Origin of the sequence: Limosilactobacillus agrestis, from assembly GCF_014145585.1 — a bacterium.
Lineage (GTDB): Bacteria > Bacillota > Bacilli > Lactobacillales > Lactobacillaceae > Limosilactobacillus > Limosilactobacillus agrestis.
This window is the reverse complement of record NZ_JACIVF010000073.1, coordinates 23,559-45,928: the sequence shown is the minus strand read 5'-3', so window position 1 is coordinate 45,928 and position 22,370 is coordinate 23,559. Positions and strand designations below refer to the sequence as shown.

Below are 22,370 nucleotides of genomic sequence, written 5' to 3'. Positions count from 1 at the left end.
CACGGAATTACATGCCACGGTCCTCTCTTATTTTTTCAATGGAGGGAAAAGGAATGGAGAAGGTTTACATTGTTGCTGCTCAGCGAACACCAATTGGTAAATTCAATGGTCAGTTAGCCTCAAAATCCGCAGTTGAATTAGGGACGATTGCAATTAAAGCAGCTGTTGAAAAGGCAAAGCTCAGTGGAAACGATATTGACCAAGTATTGATGGGAAACGTTATTCAAGCGGGAACTGGACAAAATCCTGCCCGTCAAGCATCAATGGCTGCTGGATTGGGTGAAGAAGTTCCGGCGATAACGATTAATGATGTCTGTGCGTCGGGAATGTCTAGCATTGACTTGGCAGCAAGCTTAATTCGCGCGGGGCAGGCTGAGGTAATTATTGCGGGGGGGATGGAAAGTATGTCCCAGGCTCCTTATGTTCTTCCTCGTGCTCGGAATGGCTATCGGTTTGGAAACGGCACCTTGCTCGATGCAATGCAAAGTGATGCCTTAACTGATGTTTATGGTGGTTATCCGATGGGAATTACTGCTGAAAATATTAATGATAAGTATCATATTACTCGTCAACAGCAGGATGAATTTGCTTTGGCGAGTCACCAACGTGCAGTAAAGGCACAAAAAGCAGGCTATTTCAATTCAGAAATCGTGCCAGTTGAAGTTAAACAGAAACGAACAACCGTGACTGTTACTGTTGACGAAGCACCACGACCAGATACTTCTCTAGCAGTCCTAGAGAAACTGAAACCATCTTTTAAATCTGACGGAAGTGTTACGGCCGGAAATGCCTCTGGAATTAACGATGGGGGGGCCGCAGTAGTTCTTGCTTCAGAAAGTGCAGTTGACCGATTGGGATTAACTCCATTGGCCGAGTGGCAAGGATCAGCAGTTGTTGGTCTTGATCCAGCATTGATGGGCCTGGGACCATATTATGCTATAAATAAGCTCTTAAAAAACCAGCAGCTAACAGCAGATGTTGTAGATACCTATGAAATTAATGAAGCCTTTGCGACCCAAGCACTCGTCTGCCAAGATTTGCTTCATCTTGATCCTAGTACTGTTAATCCATGGGGTGGGGCAATTGCCTTGGGTCATCCTGTCGGGTGTTCAGGAGCTCGAATTATCGTGACGATGATCAATGAAATGCATAAGGATAATCATGAGCGTGGTATTGCTTCACTATGCGTTGGCGGCGGAATGGGTGAAGCAGTCCTACTTAAGAAAATTTAATTCTAAGAATAACTTTTATTGCAAAAGGTAAGTAATTGAGAAACGATTTGAAATCGTCTCAATTACTTGCCTTCTTTATTATATTAAGCGCAATTTATTTTAAATAATTAACTATAATAAACCTACGACTAGTCAAATCTATAGTGGTAACTTTAAATAACAAAAATCTGCAACCGTTTTCTAAAATTTTGCGCAAGCGGTTGCACAAATATTTTAAATTTGATATTATTGATATTGCAATAATACATGAAGCGCTTACACTTGGATGCAAGTGTCTTTAAGAACTATTTTATAAGTTAAGGAGTTGTTAGCAATGAGTCAAGAAAAGTCCGCGGGAGCAGGCTTGCCTACTCTATCAAAGAGTACCATCTGGATGATTAACTTTGGATTCCTTGGTGTTCAGACAGCATTTACTCTGCAGAGTTCTCAAATGAGTCGGATTTTCCAAACTATTGGGGCTGACCCTAACAACCTTGGCTGGTTCTTCATCTTACCACCATTAGCTGGTTTGATTGTTCAACCAATCATTGGTTATTATTCAGACCGTACATGGGCACCAAAATTAGGTGGTCGGCGGTTACCATACTTACTATTGGGAATGATTGTTGCTGTTATCGTTATGATTTTACTTCCTAATTCAGGAAGTTTCGGCTTCGGGTATGGTTCGCTTGCCGCGCTTTGGTTCGGTGCAATTACTGTTGCTTTGCTTGACCTTTCGTCAAATGTGGCTATGCAGCCATTTAAGATGATGGTTGGTGATATGGTTAACGATGATCAAAAGAGTTATGCTTATGGGATTCAAAGTTTCTTATCTAACACGGGTGCTGTGTTAGCTGCTGTTTTTCCATTTATCTTAACTGCCTGGTTTGGAGTTCGGAACACTGCTAAACGAGGAGTTGTTCCAGATTCCGTTATTATCGCCTTCTACGTTGGGGCAGCTTTGTTAGTTGTTACTAGTTTATTTACAGTTTTCCGAGTTCATGAATATGACCCAGCAACTTACGCAAAGTATCATGGTATTACAGAAGATGATAACAAAGAGGGTGGAAATTGGTTCACACTCTTAAAGCATGCACCAAAGGCATTCTGGACCGTTACCCTTGTTCAATTCTTCTGCTGGTTTGCATTCCAATACCTCTGGACATACTCAGCAGGAGCTATTGCTAAAAACGTTTGGGATACTGTTGATGCTACCTCTGCTGGTTACCAAGCTGCTGGTAACTGGTATGGTGTACTTGCCGCGGTTCAATCAATTGCCGCAGTTATTTGGTCATACGTTTTAGCCAAGGTACCAAACAAGTACCACAAGCTCGGTTATGGTGGTAGTTTACTTCTTGGTGCTTTTGGGTTCATTTCAGTGTTCTTTGTTCATGATCAATGGACGTTGATTGTTTCATACACCCTTATCGGAATTGCTTGGGCTGCGATGAACACCTACCCATTAACAATTGTTACAAACGCATTGACTGGTAAGCACATGGGTACATACCTTGGATTATTCAACGGTTCAATTTGTTTACCACAGATTGTTGCTTCATTATTGAGTTTTGCTTTATTCCCATTATTTGGTCACTCACAAGTTCACATGTTTATCCTTGCTGGTATTGTAATGGCACTTGGTGCCCTTTCAGTTGCCACAATCAAGGAAACTTATGCTGAATAGGAGTTATTTAATAAAATAAATTAATTAAGTTATAATAAAGGTAGGTTAAAGACTACCTTTATTTCAGATGAAAGGAATTGAGATTTCAATGAAACGTACATTTGATATTGCCCCTTGGCATGTTGCTACTCACAAATGGGACCCACAAGACAAGCGTTTACAAGAATCAATGACTAGTTTAGCCAATGAAAATCTTGGTATGCGGGGTTTCTTTGAAGAAGGTTACTCAGGCGACCACATGGAAGGTATTTACCTTGGTGGCGTTTGGTTCCCTGACAAGACTCGTGTTGGTTGGTGGAAGAATGGTTATCCTAAGTACTTTGGTAAGATGATCAATGCTGTCAACTTCATGAAGTTAATCATTAAGGTTAATGGTGAACAACTCGACTTAGCAAAGCAAACGCCAAAAGATTTTAAACTTGATCTTGACATGAAGCGTGGTGTCTTAGAACGGCGCTTTACTGTTGAAATTGGTGGTACTGAAATGTACTTCAATTTTGAACGTTTTGTTAGTGTTACACAAAAAGAATTAGTTGGTCAACGTCTCCACATTAAGAACCGCGGCAACAGTGATGCTAAGGTTGAAATTACCAGCATGATTGATGCTGATGTATACAACGAAGACGCTAACTACGATGAACAATTCTGGAACGTTTTAGGTAAGTCTGCTAATGGCGAACATGCTGAATTAACTTCTATGACTAAGAAGAATGACTTTGGCACTCCACAATTCATCGTTGGTATGAAGACTACTTCAAAGACTAACCTTGACCACGTGAGCGACGGAACTGACGAAAAGCATGCTTACAACACATTTGCTGGTACTGTAGCTGCTGGTAAAGAAGTTAACTTTGAAAAGCGCAGTATTGTAATGACTTCTCGTGATTACGATTCCCAAGCAGATATTGAAAAGAACTTGGATGTATTAGGCGACCAACTCGATAATCAAAGCTTTGACGATTTACTCGATCCACATATTAACGAATGGGCGGATCGTTGGGTTAAGTCTGATGTTGAAATTGAAGGTGACGAAGGAGCTCAACAGGGTATTCGTTTCAACCTCTTCCAACTCTTCTCCACTTACTATGGTCAAGATTACCGTCTTAATATCAGTCCAAAGGGATTCACTGGTGAAAAGTACGGTGGTGCAACTTACTGGGATACTGAAGCTTACTGTATTCCAGTTTACCTTGGGGTTGCAGACCCAGAAGTTGCTCGTAACTTATTAATGTACCGTTACAAGCAATTAGATGGTGCTTTTGTTAACGCTAAGCAACAAGGACTTGACGGGGCCTTATTCCCAATGGTTACCTTCAACGGTATCGAATGTCACAACGAATGGGAAATTACTTTTGAAGAAATCCACCGTAACGGGGACATTGCCTTTGCTATTTACCTTTATACTAAGTACACTGGCGACAAGTCATACGTTCTTAACGAAGGGGCAGAAGTTCTTACTGAAATTTCTCGTTTCTGGGCAGACCGTGTTCACTACTCCCAAAACAAGAACAAGTACATGCTTCATGCCGTAACTGGTCCTGATGAATACGACAACAACGTAAATAACGACTGGTACACTAACCTTCTTTGTCGCTGGACTCTTCAATACACCCTTGACATCTTGGATCAAGTAGATGAAAAGGTAGCTAAGAAGCTTAATGTTTCAGAAGATGAAAAGCGTAAGTGGAAGGGTATTGTAGACAACATGTACCTTCCTTACGACAAGGAAAAGGATATCTTCCCAGAAAACGATGGCTTCATGGACAAGGACTTGACGCCAGTTTCTGAAATTCCAAGTGACCAATTACCACTTAACCAACACTGGTCATGGGATAAGATCTTACGTTCACCATACGTAAAGCAAGGTGATGTTATCCAAGGTCTCTGGGATTTCATTGATGACTTTACTAAGGAAGAAAAGAAGAATAACTTCGACTTCTATGAACAATTCACTGTTCACGAATCAAGTCTTTCTGCTTCCGTTTACTCAATTATCGCTGCTGATATTGGTTACGAAGACAAGGCCGTTGAATTGTATGAACGTTCAGCACGTCTTGACCTTGATAACTACAACAACGATACTTCTGATGGACTTCACATTACTTCAATGACTGGTTCATGGCTTGATATCGTTCAAGGATTTGCTGGTATGCGTGTTCGTGATGGTCAATTACACTATGCACCATTCTTACCTAAGAAGTGGGATTCATACCAATTCCGTCAAATGTTCCGTGGTCGGATTTTGAAGGTTAAGGTTGACAAGCATGGTACTAAGATTGACCTTGTATCAGGTGACCCGATTACCATCGATCTTGACGGTAAGAAGCTTGAATTAAAGTAATTCTTGGAGGCATTTGAGATGAAGTTTGAAGATTTAAAAGGTTTTGCGTTTGACCTTGACGGTGTTATTGCAGACACTGCTCGTTTTCATGGGCAAGCATGGCACCAATTAGCTGATAAGGTTGGTACTGAATGGACTCCTGAATTGGCCGATGCCTTAAAAGGTGTTAGTCGGATGGATTCCTTAGAATTAATCTTAAAGGCTGGCGGTCATGAAAATGACTACACTCAAGAAGAAAAAGAAGCCTTGGCAACTGAAAAGAATGATAACTATATTAAATTGGTTGAAACTTTAACACCTGCTGATATTCTTCCTGGAATGAAAGATTTCTTAGATGAATTGAAAGCTAACGGTTACCACATTGTATTAGCTTCTGCTTCTAAAAATGCGCCAAAGGTTCTTAAGTATTTGCAATTAACTGATTACTTTGAAGGAATTGTTAATCCTGCAAACTTAAGCCATGGTAAGCCAGATCCAGAAATTTACCAGGAAGCTGCTAAATTAATGAATCTTCCAGCTGACCAAGTAGCGGGCCTTGAAGATGCCCAAGCTGGAATTGAATCAATTAACCGTGCTGGTGAATTATCAATCGGGTTTGGTGCTGATTTGAAGGATGCTGACGTTAAGTTCGATAAGACTGGCGATGTGTCCTTGGCTGCTATTAAGGCGCAGATGAATTAAGATTCAATTCTCCTTAACAATCCATAAAGACGTGCTTAGAATGATCTAGGTACGCCTTTTTTATGTGAAATGATGAAAAGAAAAGTAATTATAATATCCTTTATTCTTATTAGTTGCCTATGTGTAGTGGTTACAATTAACTTTAATCGACCTATCCCGCAACCGATTCAGGATAAAACGCAGTCAAATCAACAGTCGCGGCCAAAATTTACTGACCAACAAATTGGTATTTTAGCGGGATTGGCAACTGCCCCTGAATGGTTAAAACAAAATATTGCTGCAAATCAACTCGTTTATGGAATTGTTAAGCCATCTGATACCGTTCCAGCAGGGGTAGATGATTATAGTTATTTAGTAGCTGCCGATAATCAAGATGGAACAGTGATTTTCTTTAAGGAGGAGGGCCAAAACGTAATTATAAAATACACATCTCAGCAAAAGACCAAACTAAAAACAAAAGAATTAACCTTGGCACAATTAAGTAAAGAATTTTACCAAACTGTGTCACAAAAAAAGCAGGTGGATGACGATGTAGCAGCATTACGAACTGAGTAAAATTTAAGTCATCTTAAAAATGATATTTTTAGAGTATTCTTTAGTGATGAGTATTGTATAATATTCAAATTAAAGGAGGAAAATGTGATGTCAATTTATGGCCCATATGAGCAGATTTTGTCAGATATTCTTTCCCTCACAACTGATCGAATCAAAGAGCTAAATCAGCAAACAGTACAGGATAAACAACCGAAACTTTATGAACATTTAATTGCCCGGGTAAAAACTGCCGAGAGTATGGTAGAAAAATGCCAACGAAAAGGCTATCCGGTCTCTACTGAATCTGCCTTACGAAGGTGTCGCGATGCTGTGGGAATCAGAATTATTTGTAACTTTATCGATGATATTGACCGTTGCCTTTATCAACTACGTCAAGCTGACTGGTGTGAGATTATTAAGGAAAAAGATTATATTACAAATGCAAAGCCAAATGGCTATCGGAGCTATCATGTTATTATCGATGAAACAGTTCCATATCAAGATGTTGAAGGAAATAACCCCGGACATTTTTATGTTGAAATTCAGTTACGGACGATTGCAATGGATTCATGGGCAAGCCTTGAACATGAGATGAAATATAAACATAATATTAAAAATCCAGAGCGAATTGGTCGTGAACTTAAACATTGTGCTGATCAATTAGCATCATGCGACGTTCAAATGCAAACAATCCGGCAATTGATTAATTCTAGTGAGGAAGGCGATTAAGATGCGAATCCTTGTAGCAGAAGACGAACAGCAGCTATCTCATGTATTAAGCTCAGCGATGACAGCGAGTGGTTATCAAGTTGATATTGCTAATAATGGCCAAGAAGCTGTTGATCAGGCAAAAGAAAATGCCTATGATGTCATCATTTTAGACATCATGATGCCTGTTAAATCAGGACTGGAAGCATTAAAGGAAATCAGAGCGACTGGTAATCGTACATATATTATGATGCTAACGGCGATGGGTGAAGAAGATGATAAGGTAACTGGTCTTGATGCAGGGGCGGATGATTACTTGACTAAGCCATTTTCCTTAAAAGAACTACTCGCTCGTTTGCGTTCCCGTCAACGCCGAGATGATTCTTACCAAGTAGATGTTCTAGAATTTGGTGATTTGACACTTAATGGTAATGATCAATCACTTGAAAGTCATAATTCGATTAGTTTAACGAATCGGGAAAATCGTTTACTTCAGTATTTTATCTTGAATGCTAATAAAGAATTATCAGCGAATGAACTTATCAATCACGTTTGGGATGAGAATGAGACCGCTGATCAAGAAGATCTCTGGATTAATATCTGTTATTTACGCCAAAAATTACAGGCAATTCAATCTCAGGTAACAATTAGTGGTGAAAAAACTGGTCCATTTATGATTGCACGATAGGGGGAAAAGTGATGATTCAACGTTTTCGCTATAAATTTATTGCAATCTCAACTGCTGCGTTATTGTTTGTGATTTTGACAATTGTTGGCAGTATTTGTACCCTCACTTACTATCAATCATACCAAGAAATCGAACGAGTATTGACGATTTTGGTAAATAATGACGGCCAGATTCCACAAAAAGGAATTCGTGCTGCTGACAATGATCAACCTCAATTTTCACGTGAGGGGCTTCATCAATACCGGTACTTTGCTGTCCTAGTCGATAATAAAAACCAAGTAACTGAAGTACAAGATGATCATATTACAACTGTTACACAGCAGGATGCACGGGTGATGACAGACCGTCTTATAAGAAGAAGGGTTCACAGTGGGCAGTTGCTGTATCATGGAGTAAATTATGCTTATAAGATTCGGAATGAAGACGGCGGGAAAGTAATTGTTTTTCTTGATGAATCACTTCTCATGGCGCGGACACGATCGTTAATGCATACGGGGTTAATCCTAGGTATAACTGTTTTGATTTTATATACCATTGTTTTAACTCTCTATTCGCGCCGTGCAATTCAGCCGATTATTGAAGCGGAGCAACGACAAAAAGAATTTATAACTAATGCTAGTCATGAATTGAAAACGCCATTGACTGTTATTTCAGCCAATAATGAGATGCAAGAGATTGTCAATGGTGAGAATGAATGGACAACAAGTACCAAACAACAGGTTACCCGTCTGACAAAGTTAATTAATAATCTGGTGTCACTTGCACGTATGCAAGAACAACCGATATTAACGGTAGTACCGGTAAATGTAAGTCAAATTGCCGGGGATGTGGCTAGTAGTTTTAAGAGTGTGATTTCAACTGAGCAGAAACAGTTTAATGTACAGATTGATGAAGGATTAGTAGCAAATGCTGATGAAAATTTAGTACGGGAACTGTTGAATATTCTTCTTGATAATGCAAATAAGTATTGTGATCCTCAGGGTGAAATTGATTTTACAGTGGCCTCAGCTAATCATAGTAAAAATATAGTTATTACAATTGCAAATAGCTATAAAGATGGTAAAGACCTTGATGTTAAAAAATTTTTCAACCGCTTTTACCGGGTTGATGAATCGCATACTCAAGGAAAAAAGGCTGGCTTTGGGATTGGGCTTTCGATGGCTCAGTATATCGTTAAACAATTTAAAGGAAAAATTACGGCAAAGTATACAAATGGTAAATTAGCTTTTATCGTGACGCTAAGAGAAGTAGGAAAATAAGAATAAAGGAGCAATTAAATCATTAGTGGAAGTCTTTTAACCTTGGCATATTACAGGGGAAACATCAGGGGTAGAAGTTTCTATAACATATCCTAAAGAAGATATAATAGAAGATGAAAGAAGGAATATAAAGATGCTTAAATTAACTAATATTAACTCAACTTTCAACCTAAATAATGGGGTCAAGATTCCTTGTGTAGGATATGGGACATTTAGAACTCCGGCAGACGTGGCTGAACAAGCAGTTAGAGAGGCAATAGAAACCGGTTATCGACACATTGATACTGCTGCTGTTTACGAAAACGAAGAAGCAGTGGGTAAGGGCATTAAGGATTCGGGAATTAAGCGTGAAGATCTTTTTGTGACTAGCAAGTTATGGAATACTAATCGGGGCTATGATCAAACGAAGAAGGCTTTTCAAGAGTCGCTTGATCGTTTACAGATGGATTATTTAGACCTTTACTTAATTCACTGGCCAGCCAACGAAAAGCAGTTTGGTGATGATGCTGCCAAGATTAATGCTGAAACGTGGCGCGCAATGGAAGACCTTTATAATGAAGGAAAAATTCGGGCAATTGGGGTAAGTAATTTTATGCCTCACCATATTGCAGAATTGATGAAAACAGCCAAGGTAGCACCAGCAGTTGATCAAATAGAAGTTCATCCGGGATGGCCACATACAGAAGAGGTTAAATACTTACAAGCACACAACATCTTAGTAGAGGCTTGGGCTCCTTTGGGTGGTCAAGGTGCGGAAGTATTAACTAACCCAACAATAATTCAAATTGCTGATAAGTACCAAAAGACACCAGCACAAGTCTGCTTACGTTGGATTCTCCAACAGGGAATTCTTCCATTACCGAAGTCTGTCCATAAAGAACGGATGATAAGTAACCAAGATATCTTTGATTTCGAATTAACGGATGAGGATATGCGTAAGATTAGTTTATTGCCAAATCTTGGTGGCCAATGTGCTGATCCAGATGAAGTTGATTATTAATAATCTAAAACTAATTTAGAAACAGTGGGTATCCAGTCAAAATTAAAATAGTCTTGCTAAGGTAGCGAGACAGAAGTCACTCGTGAGAGCCCCTGCAAGCGACAATAGGCCTCTAACATTCGGTTTTACCGAGTGTTGGAGGCCTTATACTTGCGCTATTTGTCTTTTGTGAAAGGACCCTGATTTATGTCACACCCCCTTTTTGATATAATTTCTTTTAGCTAATAACGAGGAGAATTTGAAAATGAAAAAGGCTTATCGTGCTTTTCGTCAATACTCTTGCCAGTTTAGGAAAAATTGGCTTGAATATTTAATATTATTTGGCAGTCTTGATATCGTAAACCAGTTTCTGGTAATTCCTTTTTTTCGCTGGATAACAACCTTTGTCCTACAAGCAGGCGAGATTCCGTTTGTTTCATATCAAAACTTAATAACTATTTTAATGAGGCACCCGTTAGTTGTTATTAGTTTATTAGTTGAATTAGGATGTTTGCTGATTATTATCTATGGCGAATTTATGTTCCTGCTTACTGGAATTCATGAAATTGGCTTGCCAGATTTTAGCTGGCGACGAATTTTTAGGCAGACTCGTGAAACGTTATCCTTACTAAATCTTGGATCACTAATTTTACTATTAGGGTACTTTCTGCTAGTAATTCCATTCGCGGATATTATTTTTCGTACGCCGTTATTGGCAAAGATTCAGATTCCACAATTTATTATTGATTATTTGACGCGTAACGTGTGGCTTATTAGCGGATTGGTCTTTTTCTATATTTTGATGACAGTTATCGGTATTCGTTTACTATTAACGATGCCCTTGATGGCTTACCAACACTTACATTTAAGACCCGCCATGCATCGTAGTTGGCAAATGACAAGTAAGTTCAAATGGGCAACGCTTTTTGAGCAAATAATTTTTGTAACAATCCTTACCAGTATCTTTACAGTTTGTTTCTATGCATTAATCTATCTGTTTCAATTAGGACTAGATTTATTACCCGGGAAATTACCTCTTCTTACTGCAATTTTTAATCTATCTTTCTTACAGTTAGGTGGTGAGCTGCTGGCAATATGGACTGGAACAGTTATTTTACTGGTAGTAGTTAACCCGTTAACTAGGATTAGTGAATTGGTGCTCGCCCCTGAACGTCCATCACGAGGATTGCTGATATCCTTTATGCTTGTTTTCCTTGTAATTGGTTTAGCGACCTTTACTGATAATACTTTTTATATGATGGGGACTAGGATTAAACGCCCAGTCACTATTTCCCACCGGGGAGTAGCGGAACAAAATGGCGTCCAGAATACCATTCCAGCAATGGAGAAAACGGCTAAATTAAAGCCGGACTATGTTGAAATGGATTTGCATGAAACAAAGGACCACCAGTTTGTTGTGATGCATGATGAAAATTTGAAAAAACTTACTGGAGTAGATAAAACACCGCATGAATTAACGCTTAACCAATTAACCCAGCTAACAGCACATGAAAATGGCTATCGTGCTAAGGTAGCGAGTTTCGACCAATACCTTGCAGCTGCTGAAAAACGTCATCAAAAATTATTAATTGAAATAAAATCCACTCCTCGTGATTCTAAAGAAATGCTTCGAAACTTTAATGCGCGTTATGGAAAGCGAATCTTGCGTGACCATGATCAAATTCATTCGCTTGACTATAGTGTAGTGACCAGCTTGAAGAAAATTAATCCAAAGTTAAAAGTTTTATATATTCAGCCTTATAATTTTGGCAATCCACAGGGAGCAGCAGATGGGTATTCGATGGAATATTCTACGTTAAATCAGGACTTCATCACTCAAGCTCATTGGCAACGACAGCCGGTGTATGCGTGGACCGTTAATGAAGAAGGTATTATGAAACAAACAATGTATAATCATACTGATGGAATTATTACTGATAATCTTGGTCAGTTAAACACAGCAATCAAGGATTTTACGGGGAAACAGAGTTATGCTAATCGAATTTTAAACTATATTATTGTTATTCCTACAAGTGGAGGAATTGAACCATAAAAAACACTCGAGAACAGATAAGCCGTTAAGGCGATTGGTTCTCGAGTGTTTTTTATCCAACATGATGCTTCTTCAATTGTCTAATAACAATTAACGCTACTATGCCACCGATCATTCCTTGGATAAAGTTTGAACCTAAACTCAAAAAACGGTAATTACGTGGTACATAACAGTATTGCAGATAAAGTAGATGACGGTCATTATAATTGTTCCTGCTATGATGGCGGTCCATTTGCCCCAGGTGGTGTTGCCGTATTTCTTATAAATCCAACCGCTGATAAATCCTTCTAAACCGTGGGCTGCAAATGAAAATAAGGCATCTTGCGGAAAGCTGGATAAGATCGAGAAACATTCCACCAAAGCCCCCAACAATTGTTCCAGCTCCTGGACCTAAAAGCATTAGCTGCGATGAACACCCCAGCATCACATAAGTTGACGTTACCGTGTGTCCATGGAATAGGGATAAGAAAGAAACGGCCGAGGACAAGCGTTAGTGCTAGTAACATTGCAGCAACAATTGAGCGCCGTAACCGAAAAGTAGATTCCATATTAAAACTCCTAACATAGTCAATTGTGAGTAATTTTACAATAATTTTTAAAAATTTCAGAGAAAAAACGTAACGTTATTTATCTGGTGATATAAACACAAAATCAACTTAATATCTTATATGATAATAACTGTATTGGAATTTTATGTAATAATAGCGATAATTAATTATCAACTGAAAATCAATATTCATATTTTATATATTGATTAAATGGAAATTATGCGTATAATAAATTGTGAAAATCAGAACATGATATGAGGTGTGTTTTATGAAGGTTATTATCGTTGGTTGTACACACGCGGGAACGATTACTGCTACCCAAATTTTGCAAAATCATCCAGAAACAGAAGTCACAATTTATGAACGGAATGATAACGTTTCATTCCTCTCGTGTGGGATTGCTGTTTACTTGAGTGGTGATGTGGGTGATCCAGATGCGATGTTTTACTCCAGTCCTGAACAACTTGCTGCTATGGGGGCAACAGTTCATATGCAACATAATGTAACTGATATTGACCCTAAGACTAAGACGGTCACAGTGACGGACCTTGTGACAGGCGAAACAAAGACTGATCATTACGACAAATTAGTAGATACTACTGGTTCATGGCCAGTAATTCCACCAATTAAAGGTGTAGATGGTCCTCATGTTTATTTATGTAAGAATTACCACCACGCTAAAGAATTATTCAACGTTGCTAAAGATGCGCAACAAATTGTTGTAATTGGTGGAGGCTATATTGGGGTTGAATTAGTAGAAGCTTACACTCGTCAAAACAAGGATGTAACACTGGTTGATGGTTCGCCACGGATGCTCCATAAATACTTTGATCGCGAGTACACTGAGCGGATTCAACAAGAATTTGTTGATCACGGAGCTAATTTTGCCTTTGACCAACGTGTAACTGGATTTGAAAACCACGAAAATGGTGTAACCGTTAAGACGGATAAGGGCAACTACGAGGCAGATATTGCTATTCTCTGTGTTGGATTCCGTCCTAATACTGATCTCTTAAAAGGTAAAGTTAAGATGCATGATAACGGGGCAATTATTACGAACGAATACATGCAATCATCTGATCCAGATATTTACGCTGCCGGAGATTCAACAGCTGTTCACTATAACCCAACTGGCAAGGACGCATACATTCCATTAGCTACTAACGCTATTCGCCAGGGGACGATCGTAGGGACCAATCTTTTTGGTAATACGATGCGCGATATGGGAACCCAATCTAGTTCAGGCTTAAACTTATATGGAACAACGATGGTATCATCTGGCTTAACTTTGGAGAACGCCAAAGAAGCGGGCTTTGATGCAGCTGCGGTGACAGTTGAGGATAACTACCGTCCAGAATTTATGCCGACAACAACTCCTGTATTAATGACATTGGTGTGGGATAAGAAGACTCGGCAAATTCTTGGTGGACAGTTTATGAGTAAGCATGATGTTTCTCAATCTGCTAACATCATTTCCTTATGTATCCAAGATAAGCACACGATTGATTATTTAGCGTTTGTTGATATGCTTTTCCAACCACACTTTGATCGGCCATTTAACTATGTAAATATTCTTGGTCAAGCGGCTGTAAAGAAGCAAGCTGAATTAGAAAAATAATCATAAAAAAGCCGAGGCTCAGAAAGAACAACAAAAGTTTTTTCTGAGTCTCCATTATTTTTAAAAATCACCGTTCATAATTGAATCTTTCACAATCATATAATCAACTTTACGAATAGCTTCGAGGTCACGACCACCTGAGTAAGAGATAGCCGATTGTAAGTCTTCTTGCATTTCATTTAAAGTGTCTTTAATGGAACCGTGGTAGGGAACAAGCATCTGCTTTCCTTCGACATTTCGATAAGCGCCCTTTTGAACTTCAGATGCAGATCCCCAGTATTGTTTGTATTGTTTTCCATCAATATTAATGACCTGTCCCGGTGATTCGAGGTGTCCTGCAAGCATTGAACCAATCATTACCATGGAAGCACCAAAACGAACAGACTTAGCAATGTCGCCATTATGTCTGATACCGCCATCAGCGATAATTGGTTTCCGCGCAGCTTTAGCACACCAACGAATAGCAGATAATTGCCAGCCCCCAGTACCAAAACCAGTCTTTAACTTAGTGATACAGGCTTTACCAGGACCAACACCGACCTTCGTAGCATCTGCCCCAGCGTTTTCAAGGTCGCGAACGGCTTCGGGAGTGGCAACGTTCCCCGCGGTTACAAAGGTATCCGGGAGTTTTTCTTTGATGTATTCGATCATTTTGATCACAAAATCTGAATGACCATGAGCAACATCAATTGTAATATATTCTGGATTTAATTGTTCGGATTTTAGCTGATCAATAAATTTGTATTCACCATCTTTAATGCCGACCGAAATTGAAGCAAATAACCCTTTTTCGTGCATCGTTTTAACGAAAGCTGCTCGTGTCTCGGGATTAAATCGGTGCATAACGTAATAATAGTCATTTTTGGCAAGCCAAATAGCCAGATTTTCATCGATGACGCTTTCCATGTTTGCAGGTACAACAGGAATCTTGAATGTATGGGGACCAAACTTGATACTTGTATCTGCTTCTTTGCGACTCTTGATCACACATTTATTGGGGACCAATTGAATATCATCATAATCAAATGTTTTCATGGGGGCAGCTCCTTTTAAAAATTTAACGTAATTATTATGCGCTAAAATATATGTAGCGTCAATAAAAATGTCGTACATTTATGGGGTGTTGGTAAAAAATAGTTCGATAAACTGTTGACGGTCGAATTTAAATTCGGTAAAATAGCGAGGTAAAAACGTTAATTTTAGAAAATATAACTATGAGGTGAAAATAAATGTCATCAGTTGTTATTGTTGGTAGTCAATGGGGCGATGAAGGAAAGGGTAAGATGACCGATTACCTGAGCCAAGAAGCAGATGTTGTTGTTCGTTCACAAGGTGGTAATAATGCCGGTCATACAATTGCATTTGATGGTAAGAAGTTTGCCCTTCGTTTAGTGCCATCTGGGATTTTTGCTAAAGACAAGTTAGCAGTAATTGGTAATGGTGTAGTTATTAACCCACCTGCATTATTAAAGGAATTGCATTACCTTCAAGATAACGGAATTGACATTTCGGGGTTACGGATTTCTAGTCGTTCACATATTACCTTCCCATACCACATTCTTCTTGATAAGTGTCAAGAAGAGGCAAAGGGGGATCATAAAGTCGGGACAACCAAGAATGGGATCGGTCCTACTTACATGGACAAGGTTTCCCGTATTGGTATCCGGATGTGCGATTTACTTGAAAAGGATACCTTTAAAGAGAAACTTGAACGTAACTTAGCTGAAAAGAACGAATTATTCACCAAGCTATACCATGTTGACCCTATTAACTTTGATGATATTTTTGAAAGTTACTATGAATATGGGCAAGAATTGAAGCAGTATGTTACTGATACGGCTCAAATCGTTAATGATGCTCTTGACCAAAATAAGAAGGTTCTTTTTGAAGGAGCGCAAGGGGTTATGCTTGATGTGGACCAAGGAACTTACCCATACGTCACCGCATCTAACCCAATTGCAGGCGGAGTATGTACTGGTGTCGGTGTTGGCCCTAACAAGATCGAAACCATTGTAGGAATCTGCAAGGCCTACTCTACTCGAGTCGGTGCAGGTCCATTCCCAACTGAATTAACTGATGAGGTCGGTGATCAGATTCGTGAAACCGGTCATGAATACGGGACTGTTACTGGTCGTCCACGGCGTGTTGGGTGGTTTGATAGTGTAGCAATGCGTCATGCACGGCGGGTTTCAGGAATTAGCTGTCTTAGTCTTAACCTACTCGATGTTTTGACTGGCTTGAAGACAGTTAAGATTTGTACCTCATACAAACTTGATGGTAAGCAAATCGATTACTACCCAGCTAGTTTGAAGGAACTTGAACGTTGTGAACCAGTTTATGAAGAACTTCCAGGATGGGATGAAGATATTACTGGTGCGAAGAAGTTTGAAGATTTGCCAATTAATGCGCAAAACTACTTGAAGCGGATAAGCGAATTATCAGAATCACCATTAGCAACTGTTTCGGTTGGTGCTGACCGGATTCAAACAATTATCGTTCAGGATCCTTGGGAATTAGCACACAAATAAATAAGACGTAGGCTTCTAATGTTTGAATAATCTTTAAACGTTAGGGGCTTTTTATTTTCCTTATCTTCGCTATGGTATAATCGAGGCGAATAAACGTTATCGGAGGTAAGATGATGACACAGCCAACATTAACTGTAGAAAAACATTATTTAGATTGGCCACTTGACCGTCCCTTAAATCAAGCCGATATAATACATGAGTTGGGTGTGCATGCATCTGATGAAGCAGGTCAAGATTTAACGAGTAAGGTTATGATGAACTTAACGCAAGTAGATATTAACAAAGCAGGAGAATATCCGGTGATGTTAAGCGTCATGGATAATAACGGCCAGAGTGCGCAGGTAAATATTACCCTGCATATTCAACCGATGCGGACACAGAGTTCAACTCAAGAGACTACCACTACTCAAAATTCTAAACGGGGATGGCTATGGGTTATTATCGCAATTATCGTTATCTTATGTGCATGGTGGGCAATTAGCTCTCATAATCGGCAAGTAGCTAATCAAGCGGCAACTGATAGTCAGCAAAGTAGTCAAATCAGTAACAATTCTAGTAGTATCAGTAACTTAACAAAAGATAATCAACAGCTTGCGAACCAGGTTGCAGAACTGAAAGGGGCAACTCAGCAATACCAAAAAGACCGTGATCAACAGGCATTGGAAAATCGGCTTGATAAGATCCAAAGTCAAACTCAAGACCTACAAAACCAAGTACAAAGTAGCAATGTAAAGCAAGATCTAAATCAAGTTAATGAAACGGTTAATGAAGTACGGGAAAATCCAGATAATGGGACGAAAATTGTCAACAACCTAAAGAATAAGGGAGACTTTCGTGCAATTTGGGGTAATATTAGCCAGGGAGTCCAGAAGTGGCTCGATGAGTTTGCTAATTAATGAGTTTGACAGTAACAGGATAGAACCTTAAAATGGTAGTAACAATTAGCGAGATCCCTATTAAACTGTTAGAGTTGATGGGAAGACTCAAGTAAATGTTAGATCCTTCCTTAGGTTAGTGGAGGATCTTATTCTTTTGAAAGATTTTAAATTAATTAAGGAAGTGACATGATGGCTCATGAGATTGTAGACGGCTCAAGTATGCAGCGCGCATTGACTCGGATTACTTATGAGATTATCGAACAAAATAAGGGTGTCGATAACTTAGTATTTGTTGGAATTAAGACGCGGGGGATATATTTAGCAAAACGCCTTGCCAAACGACTAAATCAGTTGGAAAATGTGGAAATTCCCGTGGCAGCACTTGACGTTTCTCTTTATCGTGACGACCGTCATGTACCAAATCATAACCAAGAACCAATCGTAAAAACTGACCAATTAGATATTGATATTACGAATAAACATGTTATTTTAGTCGATGATGTGCTCTTTACTGGACGAACAGTTCGGGCAGCCTTGGATGCCTTAATGGATTTAGGCCGACCAGAGCGGATTTCATTGGCAGTATTGGTAGATCGGGGACATCGTGAATTGCCGATTCGCCCGGATTTTGTGGGTAAAAATATTCCAACGTCGATGGATGAAACTGTTCATGTTGCAGTTGAAGAATATGATGGTCACGAAGATGTGACTATTGAACATAACTAATGAATTGAATCAAAAAAAAGCCGGGAAAAACTATTAGTTTTTCGCCGACTTTTTTAATATCACCAAGAAGTGTTGTGGAAATTACCTGCCTTGGTAAGTGAGAAGAGAATTTAATTTTATTATCTAATGTTTCGCCACCAGTTAACAGTAGTGTATTCACTAAAAACCCGGGAACCAAATTTTTGCCGAAACCAACGAACCTGACGAGGCGTGTACCCACGACAGATAAAGGGCAACTTTTCCCAATGACGATAAAGTTCATAAAGTAAGAAAATATATTGCTTTTTTTCGATCTCTTGTACGGGGATTTCACTAACCATGGTCGTAGTAATCCCTGTCCCCAGGGCGGGAAAAGTATCGAGACTAACTTTATAGATGGGGTGGTTACCGATATTGGTAGTAAAAACAATGAGCGCCTGCTTTTGGCGTGGCCGGTAATATTGCTGAATACGTTTGTTAATTTGCTGAACTCGGCGTTTTGTTGGATTTAAAATGATATTTCTCATGATAAGGCCCCTGTTCGAACACTTGTTTTGTTCAGTATATCATAAGAAAAAGGGGCAATAAATAGGTTGTTTTTATTTGCTTATTTTTAATAAATAGTTATTATAAAGTTTATGCATAAATAGCAGGAGGATAAAACAATGGACAAACCAATTATTGGAATATCAGGTTCGCGAATCATTGACCAACACGGACCGTTTCCAGGGTATAACCGTAGTTACGTTAATGACGACTATATTGATTCTGTTATTCAGAATGGGGGAATTCCGTATATTATTCCCTTTAATGAAGATGTTACGGTGACAATTGCCCAGTTCGCCAATGTTGATGGTTTAATTTTATCTGGTGGGCATGATATTGATCCCCGTCTTTATGGTGAAGAATCTTTACCCAAAATTGGGGAGATTTGGCCGGCCAGGGATGCGTTTGATATGTTGCTCTTAAAGGAAGCGGAAAAACAACAAAAACCAGTATTAGGTATTTGTCGTGGTGCCCAATTAATCAATGTTGCTCATGGAGGATCGCTCTACCAGGATCAGAGTTATCGGCAAGAATTAACATTTAAGCATAATCAGGGTTATGCGCCAGACCTGGAGACTCAGTCGGTAATACTAGAAGAAGGAAGTTACCTAGCCAATTTATTTGGTAAAAAACATCTTAGTGTAAATACTTTCCACCATCAATTAATCAAAGAGGTGGGAAAAGATTTACGTTCGGTTGCTTACGCTAAGGATGGTGTCATTGAAGCACTGGAAAATAGTGATAAATCTATAATTGGGGTTCAATGGCATCCAGAAATGCTCCATCGTAGTGATCCAGCAATGAACAAAGTATTTATTGATTTAATTAATAAATCAACGAAAGAAGGATAATGGGGATGACAAAAACAAAACTTGGCTTTTGGTCAATCGTATTGTTAGCAATTAATTCGATTATTGGTTCCGGGATCTTCTTAACTCCAGGTTCAGTTGTCTCAATGGTTGGTACGAAAGCGCCATTAGCTTATTTCTTTGCCGCAATCTTTGCTTCTGTCCTAGCAATCACGTTTGCAGCGGCGGCCAAATATGTTAATAAAAGTGGGGCCGCTTATTCATATGCAAAGGCTGCTTATGGGGAGCAGATGGGCTTTTATATGGGAGTGGTCCGCTTTTTTTCTGCTTCCGTTGCCTGGGGAGTAATGGCAGTCGGTGTTATTCGGACGACTTTTTCGATTTTTGGTTGGAATCAATCTTTTGGAAATATCACATTAGGATTTGTTGTTCTAATGCTGATCATCATGGTGATTAACATGATGGGCCGCCGGATTTTTACTATTATTAATGACTTATCAACAATTGGTAAGTTAGGAGCACTGGCCTTAATTATTGTTGCGGGAGTAATCCTGTTACTTAAAACGGGGACTAACCATTTTAATGAACTCAATCAGATGACTAATAGCGCAGGTAAGCCATTAATTCCAGCATTTTCAACATCGGGATTTGTAATGGCAATGATTTCTGCCTTCTATGCATTTACTGGCTTTGAAGCTGTTGCGACCGGTTCAGAGGATATGAAAGAACCAGAGAAAAATTTACCACGGGCTATTCCGCTAGCTATTTTAGTAATTGCAATTGTTTATATTTGTACTATTACTGTGGCGATGATGGTTAACCCGGTAGCCATGGTTACTACTAAACAGGTTGTAGCCCTTGTAGCAATTTTTCATAATAAAGTGTTACAAGATATAATCTTAGTGGGGGCAATTATTTCGATGTTTGGTATTAACGTGGCCTCCTCTTTTCACACGCCACGGGTATTAGAAGCAATGGCAAATGAAAAACAAGTACCACAATTTATTGCGCATCGAACAAAACGTAATTTTCCCTTGGTTTCTTTTATGATTACCTTAGTGTTAGCGATTGGAATTCCAATGGCCTTCCAGTATAATTTGCCAACAATCATTGTAATTAGTGCCACAGTCCGGTTCTTTGAGTTTATTGTGATTCCGTTGGGGGTTATCCGGTTCTACCGGGGAACCAATCGGGAAAAGATCCTTCCAGCACGAAAGAATTACTTTACTGATGTGGTTTTACCGGTTCTGTCCGTCATTATTACGGTCTTCTTATTACTTCGTTATGACTGGGTAAGTGAATTTAGCATTAGTCGTGCGGGGCACTTAGTTCCAAATTGGTTTGCAATTTTTGGAATGTGCTTTGGTTTTATAATTTTACCGTTAGGCTTATTCTGGTTAACGCGTCGTGAACGAGTAGCAAATAAAGATCATCGTTAGCCTGCATAAAATATGAAAAATAAGTCTAGGATTAATTACTAACTAGATAAAACTATAAAGAAATAGGCCTACAAGATCCGGTTTAGCCGGATCCTGTAGGCCTATTTATGCTCATGCCCTTTAGTTATAGTTAGGCTTCGATAAAGAACATTCGTAAAATTAAGATGATACTAGTTAATGCCATGATTATCAGACAACCGACAGGGGCAAAAAATGAAACGATCATCGCTAGGATAAATCCACCATATAAAGCTGATCGATAGGCACGAGAATTGGTGGGATCCTTAAGTGCTTGGGGATTATCATGAAGAATTTGCCGATCTATGACTTCAAACATTAGGCTCCACATCAACATGATAAAAGCATATAAGAATTCGGGAAAAGTCGCCTCAGTCTGGCTACCGACCCACCTAGTAGTAAAAGGAACAAGCGTTAAGAAAAATAACCAAATTCCATTATATAAGAAGGTTCTCATCGTAATATTTTGAGCCTTCTTAAAAATATTATGATGAGAAAACCAAACAATATAAATAAAAATAAAACTAATAACGTATGATAATAGGGTCTGCCATTCCTCTAATAAACCGAAGAAAGTAGGTTCTTTAGGAACTTTTAATTCTAGTACCATGATCGTTGCGGCAATTGCAATAATTGCATCGGTAAAAGCTTCTAAACGTGACTTATTCATGATTTTTCTGCTATCTCCATTTATTAATTTCCCTTCCAGTATCGCGACCTGGTCAATAATTCACGCGAACGTTGATCAGCAGGTCGATACCCCTTTTTGAAGAGGTGACGGAAGTACATCATATTATAGAAAAAACTAAAGAAAATCGATGGCCAGGGGAACTGTAAAAGACTAGTGAGGCCAAAGAAAAGTGCGACTAGCCCATAGTCAAGGGTTAATACGATCATTAAAATAAAATTATAGTAATCTGCCCGAAAAAGCGCTGGCAAAGGCCCAAACCAAAGAGTTGTCCAAGAAAAGCCGACTTTAGCAATCCGGATATCTCCCTGGTCATTAACGACCTTGGCGTAATTTGGTGGTAGGGGGAGATTGTTTAGATTAAACGGATTTTGGTTATTATTGTTATTGTTATTACCAAATGGGTTTTGCATATCTCGTCCACTTCTTTCTATAAATACTAATATTAACATATT

General features: G+C 39.1%; 20 protein-coding genes and 1 pseudogene. 16 read left to right on the top strand and 5 right to left on the bottom strand.

Annotation, left to right across the window (positions count from 1 at the left end):
- The first annotated feature begins 53 nt into the window (after positions 1–53).
- From H5R88_RS09490 to H5R88_RS09445, 10 genes are all read left to right on the top strand, one after another.
- Complete coding sequence (locus tag H5R88_RS09490) at positions 54–1,232, top strand: acetyl-CoA C-acetyltransferase (RefSeq protein ID WP_182600894.1); 1,179 nt, start codon at positions 54–56, stop codon at positions 1,230–1,232.
- A 313-nt stretch (positions 1,233–1,545) separates the two neighbouring features.
- A complete protein-coding gene (locus tag H5R88_RS09485) occupies positions 1,546–2,895 on the top strand; it encodes an SLC45 family MFS transporter (protein ID WP_182578841.1) in 1,350 nt (449 codons plus the stop codon).
- 88 nt (positions 2,896–2,983) lie between these two features.
- Complete coding sequence (locus H5R88_RS09480; RefSeq protein WP_182578842.1) at positions 2,984–5,236, top strand: glycoside hydrolase family 65 protein; 2,253 nt, start codon at positions 2,984–2,986, stop codon at positions 5,234–5,236.
- Between the two features lie 18 nt (positions 5,237–5,254).
- The gene (gene pgmB / locus H5R88_RS09475; RefSeq protein WP_182578843.1) at positions 5,255–5,917 is read left to right on the top strand and encodes a beta-phosphoglucomutase; all 663 of its coding nucleotides are present in this window, start codon (positions 5,255–5,257) and stop codon (positions 5,915–5,917) included.
- A gap of 126 nt (positions 5,918–6,043) precedes the next feature.
- On the top strand, positions 6,044–6,472 hold the full coding sequence (locus H5R88_RS09470; RefSeq protein WP_231795356.1) for an Lreu_0056 family protein: 429 nt from the start codon (positions 6,044–6,046) through the stop codon (positions 6,470–6,472).
- An 87-nt stretch (positions 6,473–6,559) separates the two neighbouring features.
- Positions 6,560–7,180: a GTP pyrophosphokinase gene (locus tag H5R88_RS09465; RefSeq protein WP_182600892.1), complete on the top strand. Its 621-nt coding sequence runs from the start codon at positions 6,560–6,562 to the stop codon at positions 7,178–7,180.
- 1 nt (position 7,181) lies between these two features.
- The gene (locus tag H5R88_RS09460; RefSeq protein ID WP_182600891.1) at positions 7,182–7,847 is read left to right on the top strand and encodes a response regulator transcription factor; all 666 of its coding nucleotides are present in this window, start codon (positions 7,182–7,184) and stop codon (positions 7,845–7,847) included.
- Between the two features lie 11 nt (positions 7,848–7,858).
- Positions 7,859–9,106, top strand: a complete 1,248-nt coding sequence (locus H5R88_RS09455; protein ID WP_182578847.1) for a sensor histidine kinase — start codon at positions 7,859–7,861, stop codon at positions 9,104–9,106.
- Between the two features lie 133 nt (positions 9,107–9,239).
- On the top strand, positions 9,240–10,106 hold the full coding sequence (locus tag H5R88_RS09450; RefSeq protein WP_182578848.1) for an aldo/keto reductase: 867 nt from the start codon (positions 9,240–9,242) through the stop codon (positions 10,104–10,106).
- Between the two features lie 244 nt (positions 10,107–10,350).
- Positions 10,351–12,138: a glycerophosphodiester phosphodiesterase gene (locus tag H5R88_RS09445; protein WP_182600890.1), complete on the top strand. Its 1,788-nt coding sequence runs from the start codon at positions 10,351–10,353 to the stop codon at positions 12,136–12,138.
- 52 nt (positions 12,139–12,190) lie between these two features.
- On the opposite strand, the pseudogene H5R88_RS09835 reads toward H5R88_RS09445, so the two are convergent.
- Positions 12,191–12,686: pseudogene (locus tag H5R88_RS09835) on the bottom strand (ECF transporter S component).
- 268 nt (positions 12,687–12,954) lie between these two features.
- Here H5R88_RS09835 and H5R88_RS09435 point away from each other — a divergent pair.
- Positions 12,955–14,304, top strand: a complete 1,350-nt coding sequence (locus H5R88_RS09435; RefSeq protein ID WP_182600889.1) for an FAD-dependent oxidoreductase — start codon at positions 12,955–12,957, stop codon at positions 14,302–14,304.
- Between the two features lie 60 nt (positions 14,305–14,364).
- On the opposite strand, the gene H5R88_RS09430 is transcribed toward H5R88_RS09435, so the two are convergent.
- Complete coding sequence (locus tag H5R88_RS09430) at positions 14,365–15,339, bottom strand: GMP reductase (protein WP_182600888.1); 975 nt, start codon at positions 15,337–15,339, stop codon at positions 14,365–14,367.
- A 194-nt stretch (positions 15,340–15,533) separates the two neighbouring features.
- Here H5R88_RS09430 and H5R88_RS09425 point away from each other — a divergent pair, with 194 nt between their 5' ends.
- The 3 genes from H5R88_RS09425 to pyrR all read left to right on the top strand — a co-directional run bounded on the left by H5R88_RS09425 (position 15,534) and on the right by pyrR (position 18,436).
- Entirely contained in the window at positions 15,534–16,832 is a 1,299-nt protein-coding gene (locus tag H5R88_RS09425; RefSeq protein WP_182600887.1) for an adenylosuccinate synthase, read from the top strand.
- 110 nt (positions 16,833–16,942) lie between these two features.
- A complete protein-coding gene (locus tag H5R88_RS09420; protein WP_182600886.1) occupies positions 16,943–17,728 on the top strand; it encodes an immunoglobulin-like domain-containing protein in 786 nt (261 codons plus the stop codon).
- Positions 17,729–17,899: 171 nt separating this feature from the next.
- The gene (pyrR, locus tag H5R88_RS09415) at positions 17,900–18,436 is read left to right on the top strand and encodes a bifunctional pyr operon transcriptional regulator/uracil phosphoribosyltransferase PyrR (protein ID WP_182578873.1); all 537 of its coding nucleotides are present in this window, start codon (positions 17,900–17,902) and stop codon (positions 18,434–18,436) included.
- Positions 18,437–18,555: 119 nt separating this feature from the next.
- Here the strand turns inward: pyrR and H5R88_RS09410 are convergent, their stop codons facing one another.
- Entirely contained in the window at positions 18,556–18,942 is a 387-nt protein-coding gene (locus H5R88_RS09410) for a hypothetical protein (protein WP_182578853.1), read from the bottom strand.
- Positions 18,943–19,080: 138 nt separating this feature from the next.
- On the opposite strand from H5R88_RS09410, the gene H5R88_RS09405 reads away from it, so the two are divergent.
- Together H5R88_RS09405 and H5R88_RS09400 are read left to right on the top strand one after the other, a co-directional pair.
- A complete protein-coding gene (locus tag H5R88_RS09405) occupies positions 19,081–19,812 on the top strand; it encodes a gamma-glutamyl-gamma-aminobutyrate hydrolase family protein (protein ID WP_182578854.1) in 732 nt (243 codons plus the stop codon).
- 5 nt (positions 19,813–19,817) lie between these two features.
- Complete coding sequence (locus H5R88_RS09400; RefSeq protein WP_182600885.1) at positions 19,818–21,209, top strand: APC family permease; 1,392 nt, start codon at positions 19,818–19,820, stop codon at positions 21,207–21,209.
- 130 nt (positions 21,210–21,339) lie between these two features.
- Here H5R88_RS09400 and H5R88_RS09395 read toward each other — a convergent pair whose 3' ends face one another.
- Together H5R88_RS09395 and H5R88_RS09390 are read right to left on the bottom strand one after the other, a co-directional pair.
- Positions 21,340–21,897 carry a TMEM175 family protein gene (locus H5R88_RS09395; RefSeq protein WP_182578856.1) on the bottom strand — a complete coding sequence of 186 codons (558 nt, stop codon included), beginning with the start codon at positions 21,895–21,897 and terminating at the stop codon, positions 21,340–21,342.
- Positions 21,898–21,920: 23 nt separating this feature from the next.
- Positions 21,921–22,328, bottom strand: a complete 408-nt coding sequence (locus tag H5R88_RS09390) for a hypothetical protein (protein WP_182600884.1) — start codon at positions 22,326–22,328, stop codon at positions 21,921–21,923.
- Positions 22,329–22,370: the final 42 nt, after the last annotated feature.